General features: G+C 36.1%; 17 protein-coding genes. 5 read left to right on the top strand and 12 right to left on the bottom strand.

Annotated features, from left to right (window positions below; all coding sequences use genetic code 11):
• Positions 1-79: 79 nt before the first annotated feature.
• Positions 80-733: an HAD-IA family hydrolase gene (locus RTX21_RS00670; RefSeq protein WP_312764654.1), complete on the top strand. Its 654-nt coding sequence runs from the start codon at positions 80-82 to the stop codon at positions 731-733.
• Here the strand turns inward: RTX21_RS00670 and RTX21_RS00665 are convergent.
• The 12 genes from RTX21_RS00665 to RTX21_RS00610 form a co-directional block, all read right to left on the bottom strand.
• The gene (locus tag RTX21_RS00665; RefSeq protein WP_312764652.1) at positions 730-1,416 is read right to left on the bottom strand and encodes a YetF domain-containing protein; all 687 of its coding nucleotides are present in this window, start codon (positions 1,414-1,416) and stop codon (positions 730-732) included. The genes RTX21_RS00670 and RTX21_RS00665 overlap by 4 nt on opposite strands.
• A 55-nt stretch (positions 1,417-1,471) precedes the next feature.
• A complete protein-coding gene (locus RTX21_RS00660; protein WP_312764651.1) occupies positions 1,472-2,653 on the bottom strand; it encodes a hypothetical protein in 1,182 nt (393 codons plus the stop codon).
• Positions 2,654-2,699: 46 nt separating this feature from the next.
• Entirely contained in the window at positions 2,700-3,542 is an 843-nt protein-coding gene (locus tag RTX21_RS00655; RefSeq protein ID WP_312764650.1) for a glutamine amidotransferase-related protein, read from the bottom strand.
• Positions 3,543-3,780: 238 nt separating this feature from the next.
• Positions 3,781-3,987, bottom strand: coding sequence for a hypothetical protein (locus RTX21_RS00650; RefSeq protein ID WP_312764648.1), 207 nt, complete (start codon positions 3,985-3,987; stop codon positions 3,781-3,783).
• Positions 3,988-4,062: 75 nt separating this feature from the next.
• Positions 4,063-5,166 carry a carboxylate-amine ligase gene (locus tag RTX21_RS00645; protein ID WP_312764646.1) on the bottom strand — a complete coding sequence of 368 codons (1,104 nt, stop codon included), beginning with the start codon at positions 5,164-5,166 and terminating at the stop codon, positions 4,063-4,065.
• A gap of 150 nt (positions 5,167-5,316) precedes the next feature.
• Positions 5,317-6,267, bottom strand: a complete 951-nt coding sequence (locus RTX21_RS00640) for a hypothetical protein (protein WP_312764644.1) — start codon at positions 6,265-6,267, stop codon at positions 5,317-5,319.
• 82 nt (positions 6,268-6,349) lie between these two features.
• Positions 6,350-7,063, bottom strand: a complete 714-nt coding sequence (locus RTX21_RS00635) for an alpha/beta hydrolase-fold protein (protein WP_312764642.1) — start codon at positions 7,061-7,063, stop codon at positions 6,350-6,352.
• A gap of 75 nt (positions 7,064-7,138) precedes the next feature.
• Positions 7,139-8,350, bottom strand: a complete 1,212-nt coding sequence (locus RTX21_RS00630) for an ATP-grasp domain-containing protein (RefSeq protein WP_312764640.1) — start codon at positions 8,348-8,350, stop codon at positions 7,139-7,141.
• Positions 8,351-8,409: 59 nt separating this feature from the next.
• On the bottom strand, positions 8,410-9,813 hold the full coding sequence (locus RTX21_RS00625; protein WP_312764638.1) for a leucyl aminopeptidase family protein: 1,404 nt from the start codon (positions 9,811-9,813) through the stop codon (positions 8,410-8,412).
• Complete coding sequence (locus tag RTX21_RS00620; RefSeq protein ID WP_312764637.1) at positions 9,806-10,933, bottom strand: alpha/beta hydrolase-fold protein; 1,128 nt, start codon at positions 10,931-10,933, stop codon at positions 9,806-9,808. The genes RTX21_RS00625 and RTX21_RS00620 overlap by 8 nt, the downstream gene beginning before the upstream one ends.
• 231 nt (positions 10,934-11,164) lie before the next feature.
• Positions 11,165-12,919 carry a discoidin domain-containing protein gene (locus tag RTX21_RS00615; RefSeq protein WP_312764635.1) on the bottom strand — a complete coding sequence of 585 codons (1,755 nt, stop codon included), beginning with the start codon at positions 12,917-12,919 and terminating at the stop codon, positions 11,165-11,167.
• 51 nt (positions 12,920-12,970) lie between these two features.
• Positions 12,971-13,381, bottom strand: coding sequence for a thioesterase family protein (locus tag RTX21_RS00610; protein WP_312764633.1), 411 nt, complete (start codon positions 13,379-13,381; stop codon positions 12,971-12,973).
• Between the two features lie 135 nt (positions 13,382-13,516).
• On the opposite strand from RTX21_RS00610, the gene dnaA reads away from it, so the two are divergent.
• The 4 genes from dnaA (at position 13,517) to RTX21_RS00590 (ending at position 17,913) form a co-directional block, all read left to right on the top strand.
• Entirely contained in the window at positions 13,517-14,971 is a 1,455-nt protein-coding gene (gene dnaA / locus RTX21_RS00605; protein ID WP_312764631.1) for a chromosomal replication initiator protein DnaA, read from the top strand.
• Positions 14,972-15,075: 104 nt separating this feature from the next.
• A complete protein-coding gene (locus RTX21_RS00600) occupies positions 15,076-15,516 on the top strand; it encodes a low molecular weight protein-tyrosine-phosphatase (RefSeq protein ID WP_312764629.1) in 441 nt (146 codons plus the stop codon).
• A gap of 39 nt (positions 15,517-15,555) precedes the next feature.
• Positions 15,556-16,833: a dicarboxylate/amino acid:cation symporter gene (locus RTX21_RS00595; protein ID WP_312764627.1), complete on the top strand. Its 1,278-nt coding sequence runs from the start codon at positions 15,556-15,558 to the stop codon at positions 16,831-16,833.
• A 381-nt stretch (positions 16,834-17,214) separates the two neighbouring features.
• Positions 17,215-17,913 carry an SAM-dependent methyltransferase gene (locus RTX21_RS00590; RefSeq protein WP_312764625.1) on the top strand — a complete coding sequence of 233 codons (699 nt, stop codon included), beginning with the start codon at positions 17,215-17,217 and terminating at the stop codon, positions 17,911-17,913.
• The last annotated feature ends 55 nt before the right edge of the window (positions 17,914-17,968 follow it).

The following is a 17,968-nucleotide window of genomic DNA, read 5'->3' as shown; positions in this document are numbered from 1 at the left end:
CTGACTTTGCGTTCAATTCTGCATTCCAAACATTATCCCTATTTTTGCACCGAATTAATGGAATAGGCAAAATTTGCAAATGAAAAATACGGTTATTTTTGATATGGACGGCGTGATCGTAGACACAGAACCACTTCATAAAAAAGCTTACTATCAGCATTTTAAAGAACTAAATATCGGCATAGATGCAGAATTATTCTCAAGATTTACAGGCAAATCGACCCGAAATGTCTATCAAATGATAAAAGAGATTTTCGGAATCGATACTAATGTTGAGGAATTAATCCAAAGAAAAAGAACCTTATTTTATAACCTGTTCGATTCTGACCCAGCTTTGAAATTATTAGATGGAGTAGAAATATTGATCAAGAATCTCCATTCCGCCAATTTTCAATTGATATTAGCATCTTCAGCAGCCAAATCTACAATTGACAGGGTTTTCAAAAGATTCAATTTATTTCCCTACTTCTCACATCTTGTAAGTGGCGAAGATTTCCCCGAATCAAAACCCAATCCGGCGATTTTTAATGAAGCCCAAAGACTTTCTGGTAAGGCCAAATCTGAATGCATTATTATAGAAGACAGCACCAACGGAATCCAGGCTGCAAATGCTGCCGAAATTTTTTGTGTCGGTTATAAAAGTGTAAATAGTAAAAATCAGAATTATGAAACTGCAGATCTGGTCATTCATCATTTTGATGAACTGAAAGTAGAAGAATTGGAATTGATCTAAGAGATTCTTTTTTTATTGGAAGATTCTACCCATTCATCATTTTTGCAGATTTTACAATTGCTTTGTTCACCGGATTTGAATTCCTGTGTGTAGCCACAAAAAGTACAGGAATAATGAGTGTCTTTACTAAATGTCTTCAACGGGTTTTCTAATGAATTGGGCAATATCGGTAAACCATATTTAATGTCTTTATCCTCGTAATAAAAAACACTGATTTCGCCAGAGATTTCCTCAATAGCCTTTTCAACTTGACCGAGTTGCGAAACACCTTTCAGTCTTAACTCAGCAAAGAATTCATCTTCTCCTAGCGATTCTTTTCTGAAATCATCAATACAAAAAACACCATCTTGAATTAAGCAAATAGGTTTGCCTTCAACTAGTTTCTCAAAATTTTTACTTTTCCCAATAAAGTAGGTGATAACGGTGTACAGGCTGATGATCATTGTGAAAACAACAATGGCCGGCATTATCCCAACATCTTTATAAAACATCGGATCACCGGCAGCGGAACCAAGTCCAATGATAACAACCAATTCAAAAACAGAAAGTTGCTTCACACCTCGTTTACCTAAAAGACGAAGTCCAAAAATAATAACGAAGAACATTATTCCTGTTCGCAGAATCGTTTCCAAAAGAAAATTCCAATCTTCGGAGCCTAATAGAATTTGCTTGAAATCGAACATAGTTTTTTACGACTTTGTTCAAAAAATACGCCAGAATTAAGAAAATAAATTTCTGTTACTTCTCAAAAAACGCCATAGAACTTCCAATCCAAATTGCATCTTTCTTATTAAAATCAACATTCACCATCGCCGCTTTGGTCATTCTCACAAGATTCACGAGAAGTTCAGGATTTTCATCTTCTGGATTCCACGCAAAAAGCAAACGTATTTCAGCTTTCGAAAATTCCCCGTTGATGTCTTCAAAAAGTGGTGCGTAAGTCACTTTTCTTTGAAGGATATAATTCGCTTTGTCTTCAATTGAGTTGATGATTTCCTGAGTTGGATTTAGGTTTACGCCGCTTCCTGCGAATGAGAAAAGCGGCTTTAAAACGAAATTTTCCAATTGCTCAGTTTCAGGGAAGTCGGATAGAAAATAACTTTTCGGAACAAATTCGTGTTTCAGTTTTGGAAGGATGTATTTTGAGATTTTGAAAAACCAATTCGGATGCGTAATCCATTCTACATCAATTTCTTCTCGGAAATCAAATTCTGTTTCCAGACCTTCAATTTTATCCAGTTCATCAAAAATCACACGATTGTAAATTCGATTAATAGGAACTAATTTTCCGTTATTTTCGTAAAATAACTTTTTACCTTGCTTCCTAACTTTAGTCAGGCAAACCGTCTTGATGCCGAGGTATTGCTCAGTAAGAACGAAATCAATCTCAGTTTTTTGTTTTTCAGGATAGATTTCCAGAAGAATGACATTTTCGGGATTTTCGTTTCCGACGATAACCTGTTTTAGTTTTTTGATGTATTTATCTTTCGGAAGTGAGTTTTTCAATTCATTCAGAAAAGGATAAACTTCGGTAATCACTTCTTCAAACAACTTCTGAAATCCGAATAAGCTCGGAAAAGCCTGTAATTCTATCAATTGCGGAATTACATTTCCATTCTCATCCTGGCAAATACCAAAATCTATCGCTACAAAATGTGGTTTTTGAGCGTCACTCGGAACATTACAGTTGGAGGGAATCGCTTTTCTTAGTTCTTCATCAGACATTTCCTTGATTTGAGAAATGATCGACTGAGATGCATCATCCAGTTTTTGCCAAAAATATTTGGTAAGGAAAATCGGACTTTCAGAAAGTCGAAACGCGGCTTCGCGACCGCATTTCTCTTTTATTAATTCATTGACTTTTTGATATTTTTCCTGAGAAAATTCTCCATTGAATTGAGTTCTGTATTTTGGAATCATAGTTTGTGTTTGGTTGTAGGTATTTGGTTTTAGTTATAAATTATAATTAACCAAATGCCAAGTTTTTGGTAATTTGTTCAGAAGCCAGTTGCAAAAATCTTGGAATAATTTGGGCTCTCGTCAAAACTATTTTATCATCATCGTCCATTCTGTCAATCGTTTCGAGGTATTTTTCCATCCCGAACGTTTCGATCATCGCTGCTTTATTCTTCTCGTCTTCCAGATTTTTGATGAAGCCAAGCGGGTCAGCTTCCGGATGAAACTGCGTTCCGAAAATTTCGTCAGAAAAACGAACTGCCATCATTGCTCTTTCCAGATGTACCGTTGGACGAATTTTCTCCAAAGCCACGATTTTCATTCCCAGCTCGTCCAGTTTTTCCTGATTCGGTTCAATACATTGATAAGCTCTGGAATCTACACCGTAGAAAGGGTCTGGCAGATTTTCGAACAGAAATTCTTTCTCGCCGTCTTCCGATTTATGGATAGGCATCACGCCAAAAGAATATGATTTTCTCTTGCAGACATTCGCGATTCCGAAGTGGATAACCGCTAATTGGAAAGAATGGCAAACCAAAAACAAATACTTTTTCTGCTCATTGTTTTTGTTGTGTTCCCAGATCTGCGTCAAAAAATCAGCAAATTTTTGCTCCCATTCGTAACCTTCACGATGAGGATTTCCTGGACCTCCGGAAGAAATAAAGATGTCAAAATCTTCGACATTTGGCATTTCATTTTTATAACGAACATCAAAAATATCCATAGAAACCTCGTATTCCGACTGCTCCTGAAACGCTTTCGAAAGTTCTTTTATGTTTCTCATCCCTTGATTCGGATGATTATTATTCATATCAAGAAGTGCAATTCTTACATCATTTTTACTCATATTCATAATTGTCTTTAATAAATTGATTTTTGTTTACCGTCTCTGAAATTAATTATTACAATTTGTTTCTTCATCGGATTTATTTTGTAGACGATATAGTTATTTTCATCAACCATTCCCTTATGCAGATGTTTGAATCTAGCAGTCTTAGGATACAGATTTGGCTGTAATTTGATTCGGTCAATGAATTAATTGATGGATATTGTCTTCCAATCGCAGGATTTCCTTTTTTGTCCAATTTGATTTAGATATCCAATTGTTTTTTAACTTGTCCATTTTCAGCTTCTTTTAGTCCCAATTCGATGTCTTGATGCACTTCTTCATTCATTTCTTCCCACCAATCTTGAGAGGATTCTTTCAGGAAAATATCTTTAATCTTTTCAAGGACACTTTCTTTCTGAGTATTCAAAAGAAGTCTCATTAGTTCCAATTTGGTTGTTTCAATGTTCATAACCAATTCTTTTTGCAAATTTACAAAATTGAAAAATATTCTCTGATTTATTAAATTACAGAATAAAATTAATAATTACAAAAGTCCTTTCTCTGTCTCATAAATCATATAATCCACAACTTTTTTCATATCGCCACCACTTTCGTGGAAAACTTTCAGTTGTCTATCCGCACCGGTTCCATTTTTAACAATTTCTCTTGCATACTCCACTTCTTTTCTGCAACCTAAATCGTCCACAACATCATCTATAAATAATAGCAATTCTTCTAAAAGGTCTTTGTAAGGAACACTTGCTTCTTTCCCAAAATCTATCAAATGGGCGTCGATTCCGTCTTTGGAAGCACGCCATTTATTTTCGGTTAATAATAATCTTCTGTAGCTTCTGTAACTGGTATTTTGTTGGTGCATTTTATAAACTTTTGCAACCAAAGCCTGCATAATCGCTGCAAGACAAACAGTTTCATCAATTGTCAAAGGCATATCACAAATCCTGAACTCAATTGTAGGGTAGAACGGATGAACTCTCAAATCCCACCATATTTTCTTAGCATTATCAATGGTTCCGGTTTTTACCATAAGATTGACATAGGCATCAAATTCTGCCACGCTTCCGAAGTAGCTTGGTAATCCTGTTCTTGGAAATTTAGCAAAAACTTCCTGTCTGTAAGATTTAAAACCAGTTAATCTTCCAACCCAAAACGGCGAATTGGTGGAGAGCGCATAAACATGAGGTAAAAAATAACGCATCACATTCTGGATTCTGATTCCCTCTTCACGGTCAGGAATCCCGATGTGAACATGCAGACCGAAAATCAGATTCGACCTTGCGACATCGCCCATATCGCTAACGATTTTGTCATAACGCGCATCTTTTGTGATGATGTTATCTTTCCAATGAGAGAATGGATGTGTTCCACCTCCGGAAACTCTTAAGCCCTGTTCGTGAGCGGTTTTTACAAGATGTCTTCTGAGGTCAGTCAATTCCTGACGAGCCTGCTGAATGTTTTCACAGATGCCTGTTTCCATTTCAACAACCGACTCGTGCATCTCGTGTTTTAGATTTTCGCTGAGAACTGCTTTTCCTCCTTCTATTATTTTGGAAACGTGAGAAACCAAATCGCGGCTTTCTGCATCTATGATCTGATATTCTTCCTCAACGCCAATTGTGAATCTGTGCATATTTTTTCTTTGTGTTTATAAGTGTTAAAGTTAGTCTATATAAAGTGTCTTCGAGAACCTCAGATTGATATTTCAAAATAATTAACATTGTCATAGTGAGTATTTCGACTTCGCTCAATATAAACTCCGTCGAAGTGTTTTGAATTTTTTTTAAAGCTGATTGGTTACAAATTTCCCCCAATCGATATTGATTTTTCCACGCTTGTAGTCCTTAGCTTTTTCAATGGCTAATTTTGCCGCGTGTTCCACAATCCATTGGAAGTTTTCTTCACCAACAGAGTTTCTGTCCGCATCAGGTGCTGGATTGCAGAAATCGATGGCGTAGGGGATTCCGTCTCTCACGGCAAATTCCACCGTGTTGAAATCGTAGCCTAAAGCTTCATTCATTTTAATAGTGTAATCCGTAATGGTTTTTAACAACTTTTCGAGTTCTTTTCCTTCCGTTTGATGCGTCGTTGCATATCTCAAATGGTGTGGATTTCTTGGTTCGTAAGGCATAATGTGAACGTACTTTCTACCCAAACAGTAAACTCTGTAATAATCTTCGAAGACAATTTCTTCTTGGACCATCATTACCAACTGCTCTGTTTCAGAGTGTTTTGCCCACATATCTTCCGGGCTTTCTACACGGTAAACATTTCTCCAGCCACCACCATCGTGAGGTTTCATATAAGCCGGGAATCCGATATAGTTGAAAATATATTCCCAATCGTGAGGAAATTTCAGATTTCTAAAAGACGTTTCTGATGTGTTGGTTGGTCTTTCGTGAGAAGGCAACAAAACGGTTTTCGGCAATGGAATACCGATTTTTGACATCAATGCATTGTTGAAAAATTTCTCATCTGCACTCCACCAAAAAGGATTGTTGATTACATAAGTTCCGTTAACCGCTGCGTTTTTAAGATAAGCTCTGTAAAAAGGGACATCCTGAGAAATTCTGTCGATAATCACAGCATAGCCATAATCTGCGCCTTGTTCCAGTTTGTCAATTTGAACGGGTTCTGCAATATATTCGCCTTTTCCGAGTTCGTTAACTTTATCGATGAATGCCCACGGAAAAGTATCTTCCATTCCGAATAAAATTCCAATTTTTTTTGCCATAATGTTTTGTTTTTATTATCAGGAGTCCGATGTCGGATGTCTGAAGTTTATAAGTTTATTTTATTAATTTATATATAATTGATTACCCGAAAAACCTTCCGATGAAAGTTGGGAAAACCATTCGCCAAAGCACCCAGTCGTGGTCTATCCATTTTTGCTCATCATACCAATGATTGATTCCTTTTGATGTTAAAATGCCTGCCATTTTTCTAGTTGGTTCCAGACAAATATCACGGTCTGATGTGCTGAGAACAATGTGCATATGTTTGTATTTCCAAGCTTCATCGTTTTTTACAAATTCGTCAGGACAATTGAAATAAATCAGTTGGTCATCATATCCATCCATAAAACTTCTGATGTTGAAAGCACCTGACAGGCAGAAAAGATGCGAAACCAAATCCGGAAATCTAAAAGCAAAATTGGCTGCGTGATAACCGCCGAAACTTGCGCCTGCAACGCCTACACGATGCGTATTATGTGTCCTTTGTATATAAGGAATAAACTCCTGAACCAAAAACTGGACAAACATTTCGTAGTTTCTGATTCTTTCGTAAGGCGAAATTCCTTTGTCATAAAAACTGAATTTATCAATCGTCTGAACATTGAATAATTTCAAAATTCCGTTATTGGTGAAATGTGAAATGCTTCCGTTCAGGTGAAAATCGGCATTCTGAGTATATGAACCCTGAGAAGTCGGAAACATAATAATCGGATAACCGAAATGTCCTGTAACTTCGACCTGAAGGCTCATTCCAAGGATGTGTGAATAATAATCTGTATGTGTTATTTGAGGCATCTTTTTTATAATTGATGAATGATAATTGATAATGATTAATTAAAAAATGTCAGTCTGAGGTTCTCGAAGACATATCTAACTTGTCGGTTTATCTTTCGGAGGAAGAATATTTAGAATCTGTTCTGTGACAACAGTTGCTGCCTGATCTAATCTTTCTTCGATGATATCCGCAGTTGTCGCCTTGTAAACAATCCCGATATGATAATCGATGGGTAAGAATTTTTCCACTTCTTCACTTTGTAAATTCTGAGTATTTGGATGTTTGTCTTTTGCTAATGCCACAATCAGTCCTGAAAATAATTTCTGAGTTTCCTCAACCGAATATTTAGTTCCCTCCAACAACGCATTTTCTAGTCTTGCCCATTCTCTCCAAATATTTACGCCTGTTGCCGCTTCAACCATGTCAGGAATATGAGCGCCGCCAACTCTTGATGAAGTTTCTAAAAAGTAATATTGTCCGTCAATTCCTCTGATAAACTCACTGTGGGTTGCTCCGTTTTGAATTCCAAATTTTGTCAGAACTTCTCTGTTGATTTGTTCCAAGCCTTTTGCTTCTTCCGAATTTTTATCTAATGTTTTGGTTCTGAAAACACCACCTTCGTGGGAAACCTTCATTGGAGGAGATAGGTATTTTGAAAAGCAAGAAAACACAATTTCTTTATTATAAACCAGACAATCCACGTGATAAACATCGCCTGGTTTGAAGGCTTCTAGAAGGAATTTGTAACGTTCATCACCGAGATTTTCGACAGCTGGCCAAAGTTCATCCGCAGAATTGATTTTCTTAATTCCACTTGCTGAAGCTTCTGAACGAGGTTTTAATACCCAAGGTCCAGGAACATCTTGTGTAAATTGATGAAGTTTTGCATCATTGAATATGGAAGAAAATTCTGGGACAGAAATCCCGTTGTCTTTGGCTTGTTGGCGCATTGCCAATTTGTCTCGGAAATAACGATGCGTCGTTTGACCCATTCCAGGAATGCGATAAGTTTCGCGAATCATTGCGGCTTTTTCTACATCATAATCGTCCAAAGCAATTACAGCATCGATTTGATGATTTTTCATCAAATAAGCAAATCCCTGAACCAAATGATCAAGATTCCAGACCGAAGGTTCGAGCTCCGGCATATAATAAATCTCGTCTATGGCGTGCCAAGGCCAATTTTTTTCTTTCAGGTTTTCTGAAGTAATCAAAATGACTTTGTTTCCGAGTTTTTTACACTCATCCATAAAATCATAACCTTTGTAATAGCAAGATATGCAGACAATCGTTTTTTCCATATTCATTTTCAAATTTGTATTATGTAAAAAGTAAAATGTACAAAGATTTACTTCTTTAATTTAGTCTAATAATTTTCAATTAAATCTAATAATAGCTGAACACCGTAACCTGTCGCTGCTTTATCTTTAGCGTAACCAACATTCCCAAATGCGACGCCAGCAATGTCCAGATGCGCCCAATTTTCGTGTCCTTCAATGAATTGTTCCAAAAATTTCCCAGCGATGATGCAGTCTCCAAAAGGTTTCATCGAGATATTTTTAAAATCAGCAACATCCGAAGTGAAATCATCTTTCCAGATGTCCCAAAGTGGCAAATTCCAAAGACGTTGATTGGTTTTATTTGCTGCTTTTTCTAATTTCTTTTTCAACTCATCATTGTTAGAAAAGTAAGCACCACAAGTGTAGCCAAACATCCTAACCGAACTTCCCGTGAGCGTTGCCAAATCTATCAGAACATCAGTTTTATAATTTTTTGACAAGTAAGAAAGTCCGTCTGCTAAAGTCATTCTTCCTTCTGCATCAGTGTTCAGAACTTCAATTGTTTTTCCATTGTAGGCTGTCACAACATCGCTTGGTAAATACGCATTTTCCGAAACTGCATTATCCGTAATCGGAAGAATAGCAATGATATTAATAGGTAATTTCAGTTCTGAAGCAGTAATCAAAGCTCCGATAACTGCACTTGCTCCGCCCATATCACTTTTCATATAATGCATATTGTCCGACGGTTTGATGGAAATTCCACCAGTGTCGAACAACACGCATTTTCCAACTAATCCGAAAGTTTTTGCATCAGCTTTTCCGCAATTGTATTCTAAAATTGTGAAAGCGGCTTCTTGCGAACTTCCTTGATTCACAGCCACAAATGCACCCAAACCTTCCTTAATTGATTCTTCTTTGTTGAAGACTTTATATTTTAATCCATATTTTTCCGCTGTTGATTTCAGAAAATCCGAAATCTGATTCACTTTTTTGTAATTGGCGGGTTTGTTCAGCCACTCCATTCCGGCAAATTGACCGTTGCAAAGCGCTTCGGTTTTTAAGGCCAAGTTTTTTCCTTCGTCATCAGAAATATTTTCAAAATAAAGTTCAAAATTCTCCTGCCAAAACGGATGCGATTTCTCGAAAGGGTAGAGGTAAGTTCCTAAAAATAAACCTTTTACAAATTCTTCGATTGAATCTAATCCTAATTTTGAAATAACAGAAGTTGAAACAGCTTGCAGATTTTTCTTATAATCATTCGAAAATTTATTAGCAATAGATTGAATTTCAAAACCAATTGCGTCTTTTCCAATTCCAATGAAAAAGCTAATTTCATCTGAATTTGTTTTAATAAAAACTTCATTCTTTTTGCCGTTGAAAAACAATTCAACATTCGGATGGTTCGATTTTTCCTGTTCCCAATCGTCTTCGCTGAACAGATATATGTTTTGAGTTGTTGTTTCTTTTTTATTATTAATTTTAATCATTTGCTTCGTTCTTTTCTAATTCATTTTTGGCTTTCACTGGACTTTCCAGACTGTCTATGAAAAGCCATTCTACGGCTCGGGGAAACTCCTGAGACCAGAAAAATTCCTGATGTGTTCCCTGGTCATTAATGTTTGTTCTGACTTCAAAGTCAAATGATTTCTGAACCGTCAATTTTTTCAAAGCTTTTTCAAATAACCGGATTCTCCCAACCATTCGGGAGCCTTCTTTCTTGCCGCCATAGAGATAAACCTTTAGTTTGTAAGGATTATCAAACCTTATCATCGGGAAATTATTTTCGGGCTCTACCCAAAGCGATGGCGAAAAAATCAACAGTTTGGAATAAACTTCCGGATAAAGAAATCCACCATAAATACTAATTAATCCGCCCAAAGAGCTTCCACCTATCCCGGTGTTTTCTCTGTCTTTCTTCGTTCTGTAATGTTTATCAATCCAAGGTTTCAAAGTATCGGTAATGAACCTCAAATATTTTTTGCCTTCTGCATTTTTCGTTACATCCTCATTGTCGAAGATATATTCTTTGATTCGGTCATCATTGCCGTGTTCTACTGCAATGACAATCAAATCGCCTCGTCCATACTCTGCAAGAAGAGCCAGTTTTTTATCGATTTCCCAATTTCCAAATTCTGAACCATCATTAAATAAATTTTGTGCATCCTGCAAATACAAAACAGGATAACTTTTCTCCGAATTGTAATAATCATAAGGCAAGAGCGCCCAGACTTTTCTGGTTTTATCGAGCTGAGGAATATAAAATTCGTCATCAACTAACTCCGTAATCGGGAAAAATTCTTTTTTAAAAGGTCCCCAATTCAGTCTCCATTTATCTACAGAATCCTGCGTTTTATTTTTCTCTTTTTTTGTTTTTCTGTTTGGTGTGATGTTGTCGTATTTATCAATCTCAACATTTTCCCAACCACCTTTCGTGAATTTATATTCGATAATATCCGCCAGTTTTTCATCAGAAATTTGGATGTAATAATTGTTATCATCCAACTTTTCTAACTCAAATTTTGAATCTCTGGGGTTCCACTTATTAAAATTTCCGGTAATAAAAATTGGTCGGTCATCATTATCTTCTGATGTCAGAAAAAACTCCATTCTATTTTTAATTCTCTTATTTCTTATAAATTTATAAAATTATTTCAATTGATGAAAAAATGTTGAGTATTTTTCTTTTAAAATTTAAGTTTATTAATGAATATTAATCTAATTTTTGAAATCATTGAATTAATGAAAATTTAATATTTCGAAATAATAATCAGAAATAATAAAAAAGCTTTCGAAGAATCACTCCGAAAGCTTGAATTTTTATAATTAAAAACTTAAAATTTATTCTGATTTTACAACCTCTGTTCTTTCAGAAATTCCATTCGCGTTAAATGCTTCAATTTGAAAATAATAAGCGTCTGTTCTGTCTGCACCAGTAAAGAAATATTCGTTTTTGCCATAAACCATAATGCTTCCATATAATTTATCAGGCGATTTTCCCCAATAGATGACGTAACCGTCTGCGTCAGAATTCTGTTGCCACTTGAACCAAATGCTTCTTCTTTCGCCATACTTTTTCGGGTCAGCTCGTAGTGGAACGAAGTTTTGAACTTTCGCAGGTTTTGTTCCGGCACCTTTCCCAAACACTCGGAATCCACTCAAAGCAAATTTTCCTGTTGGCATTTTCAGATTTTCCATTTTAAGAAATCTTGCTTTTGCAGGCGTTTCCAATTCTACATAATCGTGAGGAACATCGGTCTGGTTTTTAGATTTATCAACAATAACTTTCCAGTTTTTGCCGTCATTAGAACCATAGATTTTATACTGATGCATTTTGCCAAGCGTTTTCCCCATAAACTCAACATCTTGGTCGGCATAATTAATTTGAATTGCATTGATTGTAGAAACTTCTCCCAAATCTGTCTGAAACCATTCACCAGAATTTCCGGTTTTTGCACTCCAATAGGTTTTTATATCTTCATCAACAGCAAGATTCGGTTGATAACCACCTAAAGTTGAGGAGACCTGAACGGGTTTATTGTAATTTAGTAACATCCAGCCAGGAAATAATCCTTTTGAAAAATCTTTTCCTTGTGCATATTGTGGCAAAAGAGTTGGGTAATCGCCGTAAGCCGTATTGGTATACATTACATCGTCTTTGTCAAATCCAGTTGGCCAGATTCCCAATCTTCTCTCAAAATTATTTTTGGTTGAAATAAAAATCGTTGAAACGTGCCACCAGTTATTGTAATTATCCTGAAAAGTTGCACCGTGACCAGCGCCTCGTGCAAAACCACCTGGTTTATAAGAAAAAGGATTGTGTTGCTGATATTCAAAACCTTCTAAAGGATTTTTAGAAACATAAACACCATCTGAATAACCACTGAATTCCGTTGCAGGCGCACCATATTGAAGATAATATTTGTCTTTATATTTGGTCATCCAAGCGCCTTCCACGAAAGGTTGAAGAAAAACATTGTCATTATATTCCCCAAACCTTTCCCAGCCGTGGTCTTCTGGTTTTAGTCTGATGACGGGCTTTACAAAACCTTCAGACTGCAGAGTTTTGGTTTTGACTTCGGTTCCAAGAAGTGGCCATTCGTTGCTGGAACCCCAATAAAGATAAAGTTTATTTTTGTCCTCATCATAATGAAAAGCGGGGTCCCAAGCGCCAACTTTCAAAGTATCGACAGCGATTTTCCAATCGTCTTTTGTAGGATTGGTGCTTTTCCAAATCGGGAAATCCTGTTCCCAGGTTGAGCCGAAAACATATAATGTATCTTTCATTGCCCAAACTGCTGGTGCATTTAGATCGTGCGTGTATTTGTTATCAAGAAGAAATTTTCTGTGAACGAATTTCCAATCTAACATATTGTCAGAATACCAATAGCCTTCCTGATTGGTAGAAAATAGGAAAAGCTTTTTCTGAAAGTTTACAATCACCGGGTCAGCAGTTGCGCGGTGTTTTCCTTGTTTGGAGAAAACTTCGAACGGCGTATAACCATAATCTATATTAATAGGATTACAGTACGTTTTTTGCTGAGCTGAAAATAATGATACAATAGATAACGAAACTATTGACAGTAATTTTTTCATTTTACGATTTATTTTAATTCCGAATATATTGAAAATTTAAGGAAAGACAATTTATTCCTTCCAATTTTCTTTAATCAAGTCCAATAGAAAATCCGGACATCTTACAATTTTATTAGTTTCAGCATCCAGAAAAAATAGAGTAGTAGAAGCCTCGGTAATTTTTACTTTATCTTCATTATAAATTTCATAATCGAATTCAATTTTAACGCCCGGAATTTTTTTAACGTAAGTATGGATTTCCAAAAGTTGGTCATAAAGTCCTGGTTTCAAATACTTAATTTTATATTCGGAAACAGGTAAGAAAATTCCTCGTTTTTCAATCTCATCATAGGATATCCCGAGCGTACGAAAAAGCTCAACTCTGGCTACTTCAAAATATTCTGCATAGTTGCCATAATAGACATATTTCATTGGGTCTGTTTCTCCGTAACGCACTCGTATTGAGTTGGTTGTGTGTATCATTTTAAGTCGTTAATAATTCATACAAATATATTTTTAAATAATCAATAGTGAAAAAATTTTTTTATGAAAATTAATAATTAGATATTTGTTGTCTTCTTAAAAAACTAAAATCCCACCGGAAATAGCAGCAGAAAAATGAATGAAAATTTAGAGTTAATCTGGGATAGATGCATCCAGTTTATGCGGGATAATCTAAACGCAGCGGAGGATAATACAGACCTCAAAAAGTTAGAAAATTCTTTCGACTTATTGTTTGATAAAGTTCAGCCAATTTCTTTGGTGAACAATAATCTGACGTTGCTGGTTCCTAGTGATTTTTACAAAGAATACATCGAGGACAATTACTTGTCTTTACTGTCTGCTGCACTTAAGAAAAATATTGGTAAAGGTGTGAAATTGTGGTATTCTGTAATGGAGAACAAACCTGCAGGAAAAGAAAAGCCAATTACGATGAACGTAAAAGGAATTTCCACTCAGGCTCCAAAAATTCAGGAGGCCAGACCGGTCCTTAAAGATAACAATGTGAATGCTTTTGCGGTTCCGGGAATCAAAAAAATCAATATTGATTCTAACTTGAAAGCTGATCAATCTTTTGATAATTTTATAGAAGGAGAAAGTAATAAGTTTGCTTCTACAGTAGCAAGGTCTATTGCAAAAAGACCAGGTTCTACAGCTTTCAATCCATTGTTTGTTTATGGTGGATATGGCGTTGGAAAAACGCACTTGGCGCAGGCTATTGGACTTGAGGTAAAAGCTTCTTTTCCAGAGAAAGTAGTTCTTTATCAATCTTCAGAAAAATTCATTCAGGATTTTGTGAAGGCAGCGAAGTCTCAAAATAAAACAGATTTCCAGCATTATTATCAGATGATTGATGTTTTGATTATCGATGATATTCAATTCTTGTCAGGTAAAGCAGCGACACAGGATAGTTTCTTTCATATTTTTGATTATTTGCATCAGAATGGGAAACAGATTATCTTAACTTCTGATAAAGCACCTGCTGATATTTTGGATACGCAGGAAAGAATTATTTCCCGTTTCAAATGGGGACTTTCTGCAGAAATCAAATCTCCAAACTTCGATACAAGAAGAAAAATCATCGTTGATAAATTAAGCCGAGATGGAATTGAATTAACGGACGATATGCTAGATTATTTAGCTTCAGAAGTTAAAACCAACGGAGTAAGAGAACTAATAGGTGTTGTAAATGCAGTAATCGCTTACTCAACAGTTTACAAGTCTGATTTCAGCCTTGATTTATTAAAAGACACCATCAACAAGTTAGCGACAACTCAGAAGAAAACCATCAATATTCCTTATATCCAAGAGATTGTTTGCGATTATTTCGGGATTCAGAGAGAGCAATTGTTGTCTAAAACCAGAAAAAGAGAAATTGCTTTGCCTAGACAATTGGCAATGTATTTCGCAAAGGAATATACCAATGCAACTTTTACAAAAATCGGAGAAGAAATGGGCGGGAAAGACCATTCAACTGTGATGTACGCCTGCGACACCATTCGAGATGTTTCAAAAATCGATAAGGAATTGAAGAAATACATCAAGGATCTGAAAGAGAAAATAGCTCAGTAACAATACAAGGATTTAAGTTTTTAAATCCTTTTTTTTATGATTTTTATTTTTCTAATTTTAAAATCATAATACTTTTTACATCTTACTTAATACAATTTTGTACAATGAAAATACTAATGGTTTGTCTCGGAAATATTTGCAGAAGTCCTTTAGCAGAGGGGATTTTAAAATCAAAACTCGATGACAGTTATTTCATAGACAGCGCCGGAACCATCAATTACCACGAAGGAAGTCAGCCCGACGAACGTTCCATCAAAACTGCCAAGAAATACGGAATTGATATTTCCACTCAAAAATCAAGACCCATCACGAAGAAGGATTTTGACCAATTCGATTTGATTTTCTGTATGGACAAAAACAATTACAAAGACGTTCTGAAATTGGCAGACGATTCCCAAAAACATAAAGTCAGATTGATTCTCGAGAATGAACTCGAAGTTCCGGACCCGTATTTTGGCGGAATTGACGGTTTTGATAAAGTTTACAAAATGCTCGATGATTCCTGCGAAATAATTGCAGAAAAAATCAGGAACAACACAATATAATTCATAAACAATTCTAAATTTGTAAGACAAGCCATTCTTATGAATTTCGACATTGAACAAAAACCAATAAAGCCCAAAAAATTCTATCAGCATCTCTACATTCAGGTTTTGATAGCGATTATTTTCGGCGTTTCCCTTGGTTATTTTTACCCCGACTTGGGCGAAAAAATGAAACCTCTTGGCGAAGGTTTTATCAAGCTGGTCAAAATGATTATTGCGCCAGTCATTTTTCTTACCGTTTCCACGGGAATCGCTGGAATGAGCGACCTTAAAAAAGTCGGAAGAGTTGCTGGGAAAGCTTTCATTTACTTTTTTACGTTTTCGACTTTAGCCTTGATAATCGGGATGATTGTCAGTCATATTGTTCAGCCGGGAAAAGGTCTTAATATTGACCCCAATACACTGAACGGCGCAGAAGTTGAAAAATATGTAAAAGCGGCACACGATAATTCTTTGGTCAGTTTTATTTTCAATATTATTCCGGAAACCTTATTCAGTCCGCTAACTGGCGATAACATTCTGCAGGTTTTGCTGGTCGCAATTTTATTTGGAGTTGCTTTGGCAGTTACGTCAGAAAAAAGTCAACCAATTCAAGATTTTCTTCAAACCTTAACAATTCCGATTTTCAAAATTGTAGAAATTTTGATGAAATTAGCGCCAATCGGAGCATTCGGGGCAATGGCTTTCACGATTGGCAAATACGGTGTGGAATCGCTCAAAAATCTGGCGATGCTCGTCGGAACATTTTATGTGACTTCGGCGTTGTTTGTCATTTTGATTTTGGGAAGTGTAGCGTGGTATAACGGATTCAATATTTTCAAATTTCTGAAGTATATCAAAGAAGAAATTTTTCTGGTTTTGGGAACAAGTTCTTCAGAACCGGCACTTCCTGGATTGATGAAAAAAATGGAGAACGCCGGCTGCGATAAAGGTGTTGTCGGTTTGGTGGTTCCGACAGGTTATTCCTTCAATCTTGATGGAACGAACATTTACATGACTTTGGCGGCGTTGTTCATTGCGCAGGCTTGTAATATCGATTTGACTTTGGAGCATCAGATTGGATTGCTTTTGGTGGCGATGCTGAGTTCCAAAGGTGCGGCTGGCGTTACAGGCGCAGGATTTATAACGTTGGCAGCGACTTTGGCGGTCGTTCCCGAAGTTCCGATTGCCGGAATGACTTTGATTCTCGGGATTGATAAATTTATGTCAGAATGCCGTGCTTTGACCAATGTCATCGGAAATGCCGTTGCCACAGTTGTCGTTTCCAATTGGGAAAATCGACTGGACAAAGACCGATTAAGAGAAGTTTTGAACTAAATTTGTAATTTGTCGATTTGGGCAGCTATTTCCGCCTTCCGCTCCCAATCTTTTTTGCAGAAGATTTCAGATTGATTAGAACTTGAAGTGCAAGCAAAAAAGGATTTCCGCTCAAGTCGGGCTGCGTGCAATTCATCGCTCAAAAAATGACATTGGAAACGGAAGCGTTAAGAAATATTGAAAAAATTGCGTTAAGAAAAATCTACTGTTTGAAGCTGTTGCTGAAAAAGTATTGGCGGCAAGTTTAGATTTTTTAGTAATTTATTCAATATTTTAGCTGAGTTTCCACAGTCTTGAATTTTTGGTTCTTTTGTTTCAAGAAACCTAACGAGGTGGTTCGACGAAGTCACAAAAGAACATAATATAATTAATAAACTTAAAATGCTATACCTTCTACCAGCTTATCTTTCCGAAAATTCTCCAAAAGATTATTTTGCTCCTACAATCAAAGACATTATTATGAATGTCGATTATTATTTTGTGGAGAACGAAAAGACAGCCCGAAAAGTCATCAAATTTTTTGCTCCCGAAAAAAAACAACCGGAACTCAAACTATATCTTCTAGACAAATATTCTGAAACGGCAGATTTGAAAGAAGCTCAAAAACTGATGAAAGAAGGTGTAGATTTCGGATTGTTGTCAGAGGCAGGTTTGCCTTGTATTGGCGACCCTGGAAATATCATCGTAGGATGGTCTCACAAAAATAACATCAAAGTGATTCCTGTAAATGGACCTAGTTCTTTCGTTTTAGCTTTGATTGCAAGTGGATTTAATGGACAGCAGTTTTCGTTCAATGGTTATTTGGCCATCGAAAAAGACAAGAAGAAAAAGGAAATTCAACATCTGGAAAATTTGGTTGAGAAAACTGGATTTACGCAAATTTTTATGGAAACACCTTACAGGAATAATCCATTATTCGAAGATTTGACCAGGTTTCTCAATCCGAATACAAAACTCTGTATCGCAGCTAATATCAATGACCCGGAAACTGAATTTATCAAAACAAAAACTATTAACGATTGGAAAAAAGAAAAACCGGAATTACATAAGATTCCTGCTGTTTTTCTAATCGGAAAATAAACAATGAAGAAGTTAGAACTTAATCTAATTTCTAAAACCTAACTTCTAACCTCTA

This window comes from Epilithonimonas sp., assembly GCF_032054305.1.
Taxonomy (GTDB): domain Bacteria; phylum Bacteroidota; class Bacteroidia; order Flavobacteriales; family Weeksellaceae; genus Epilithonimonas.
Note: the sequence above shows the minus strand (reverse complement) of the source record. Positions and strands in the feature narration are given on the sequence as shown.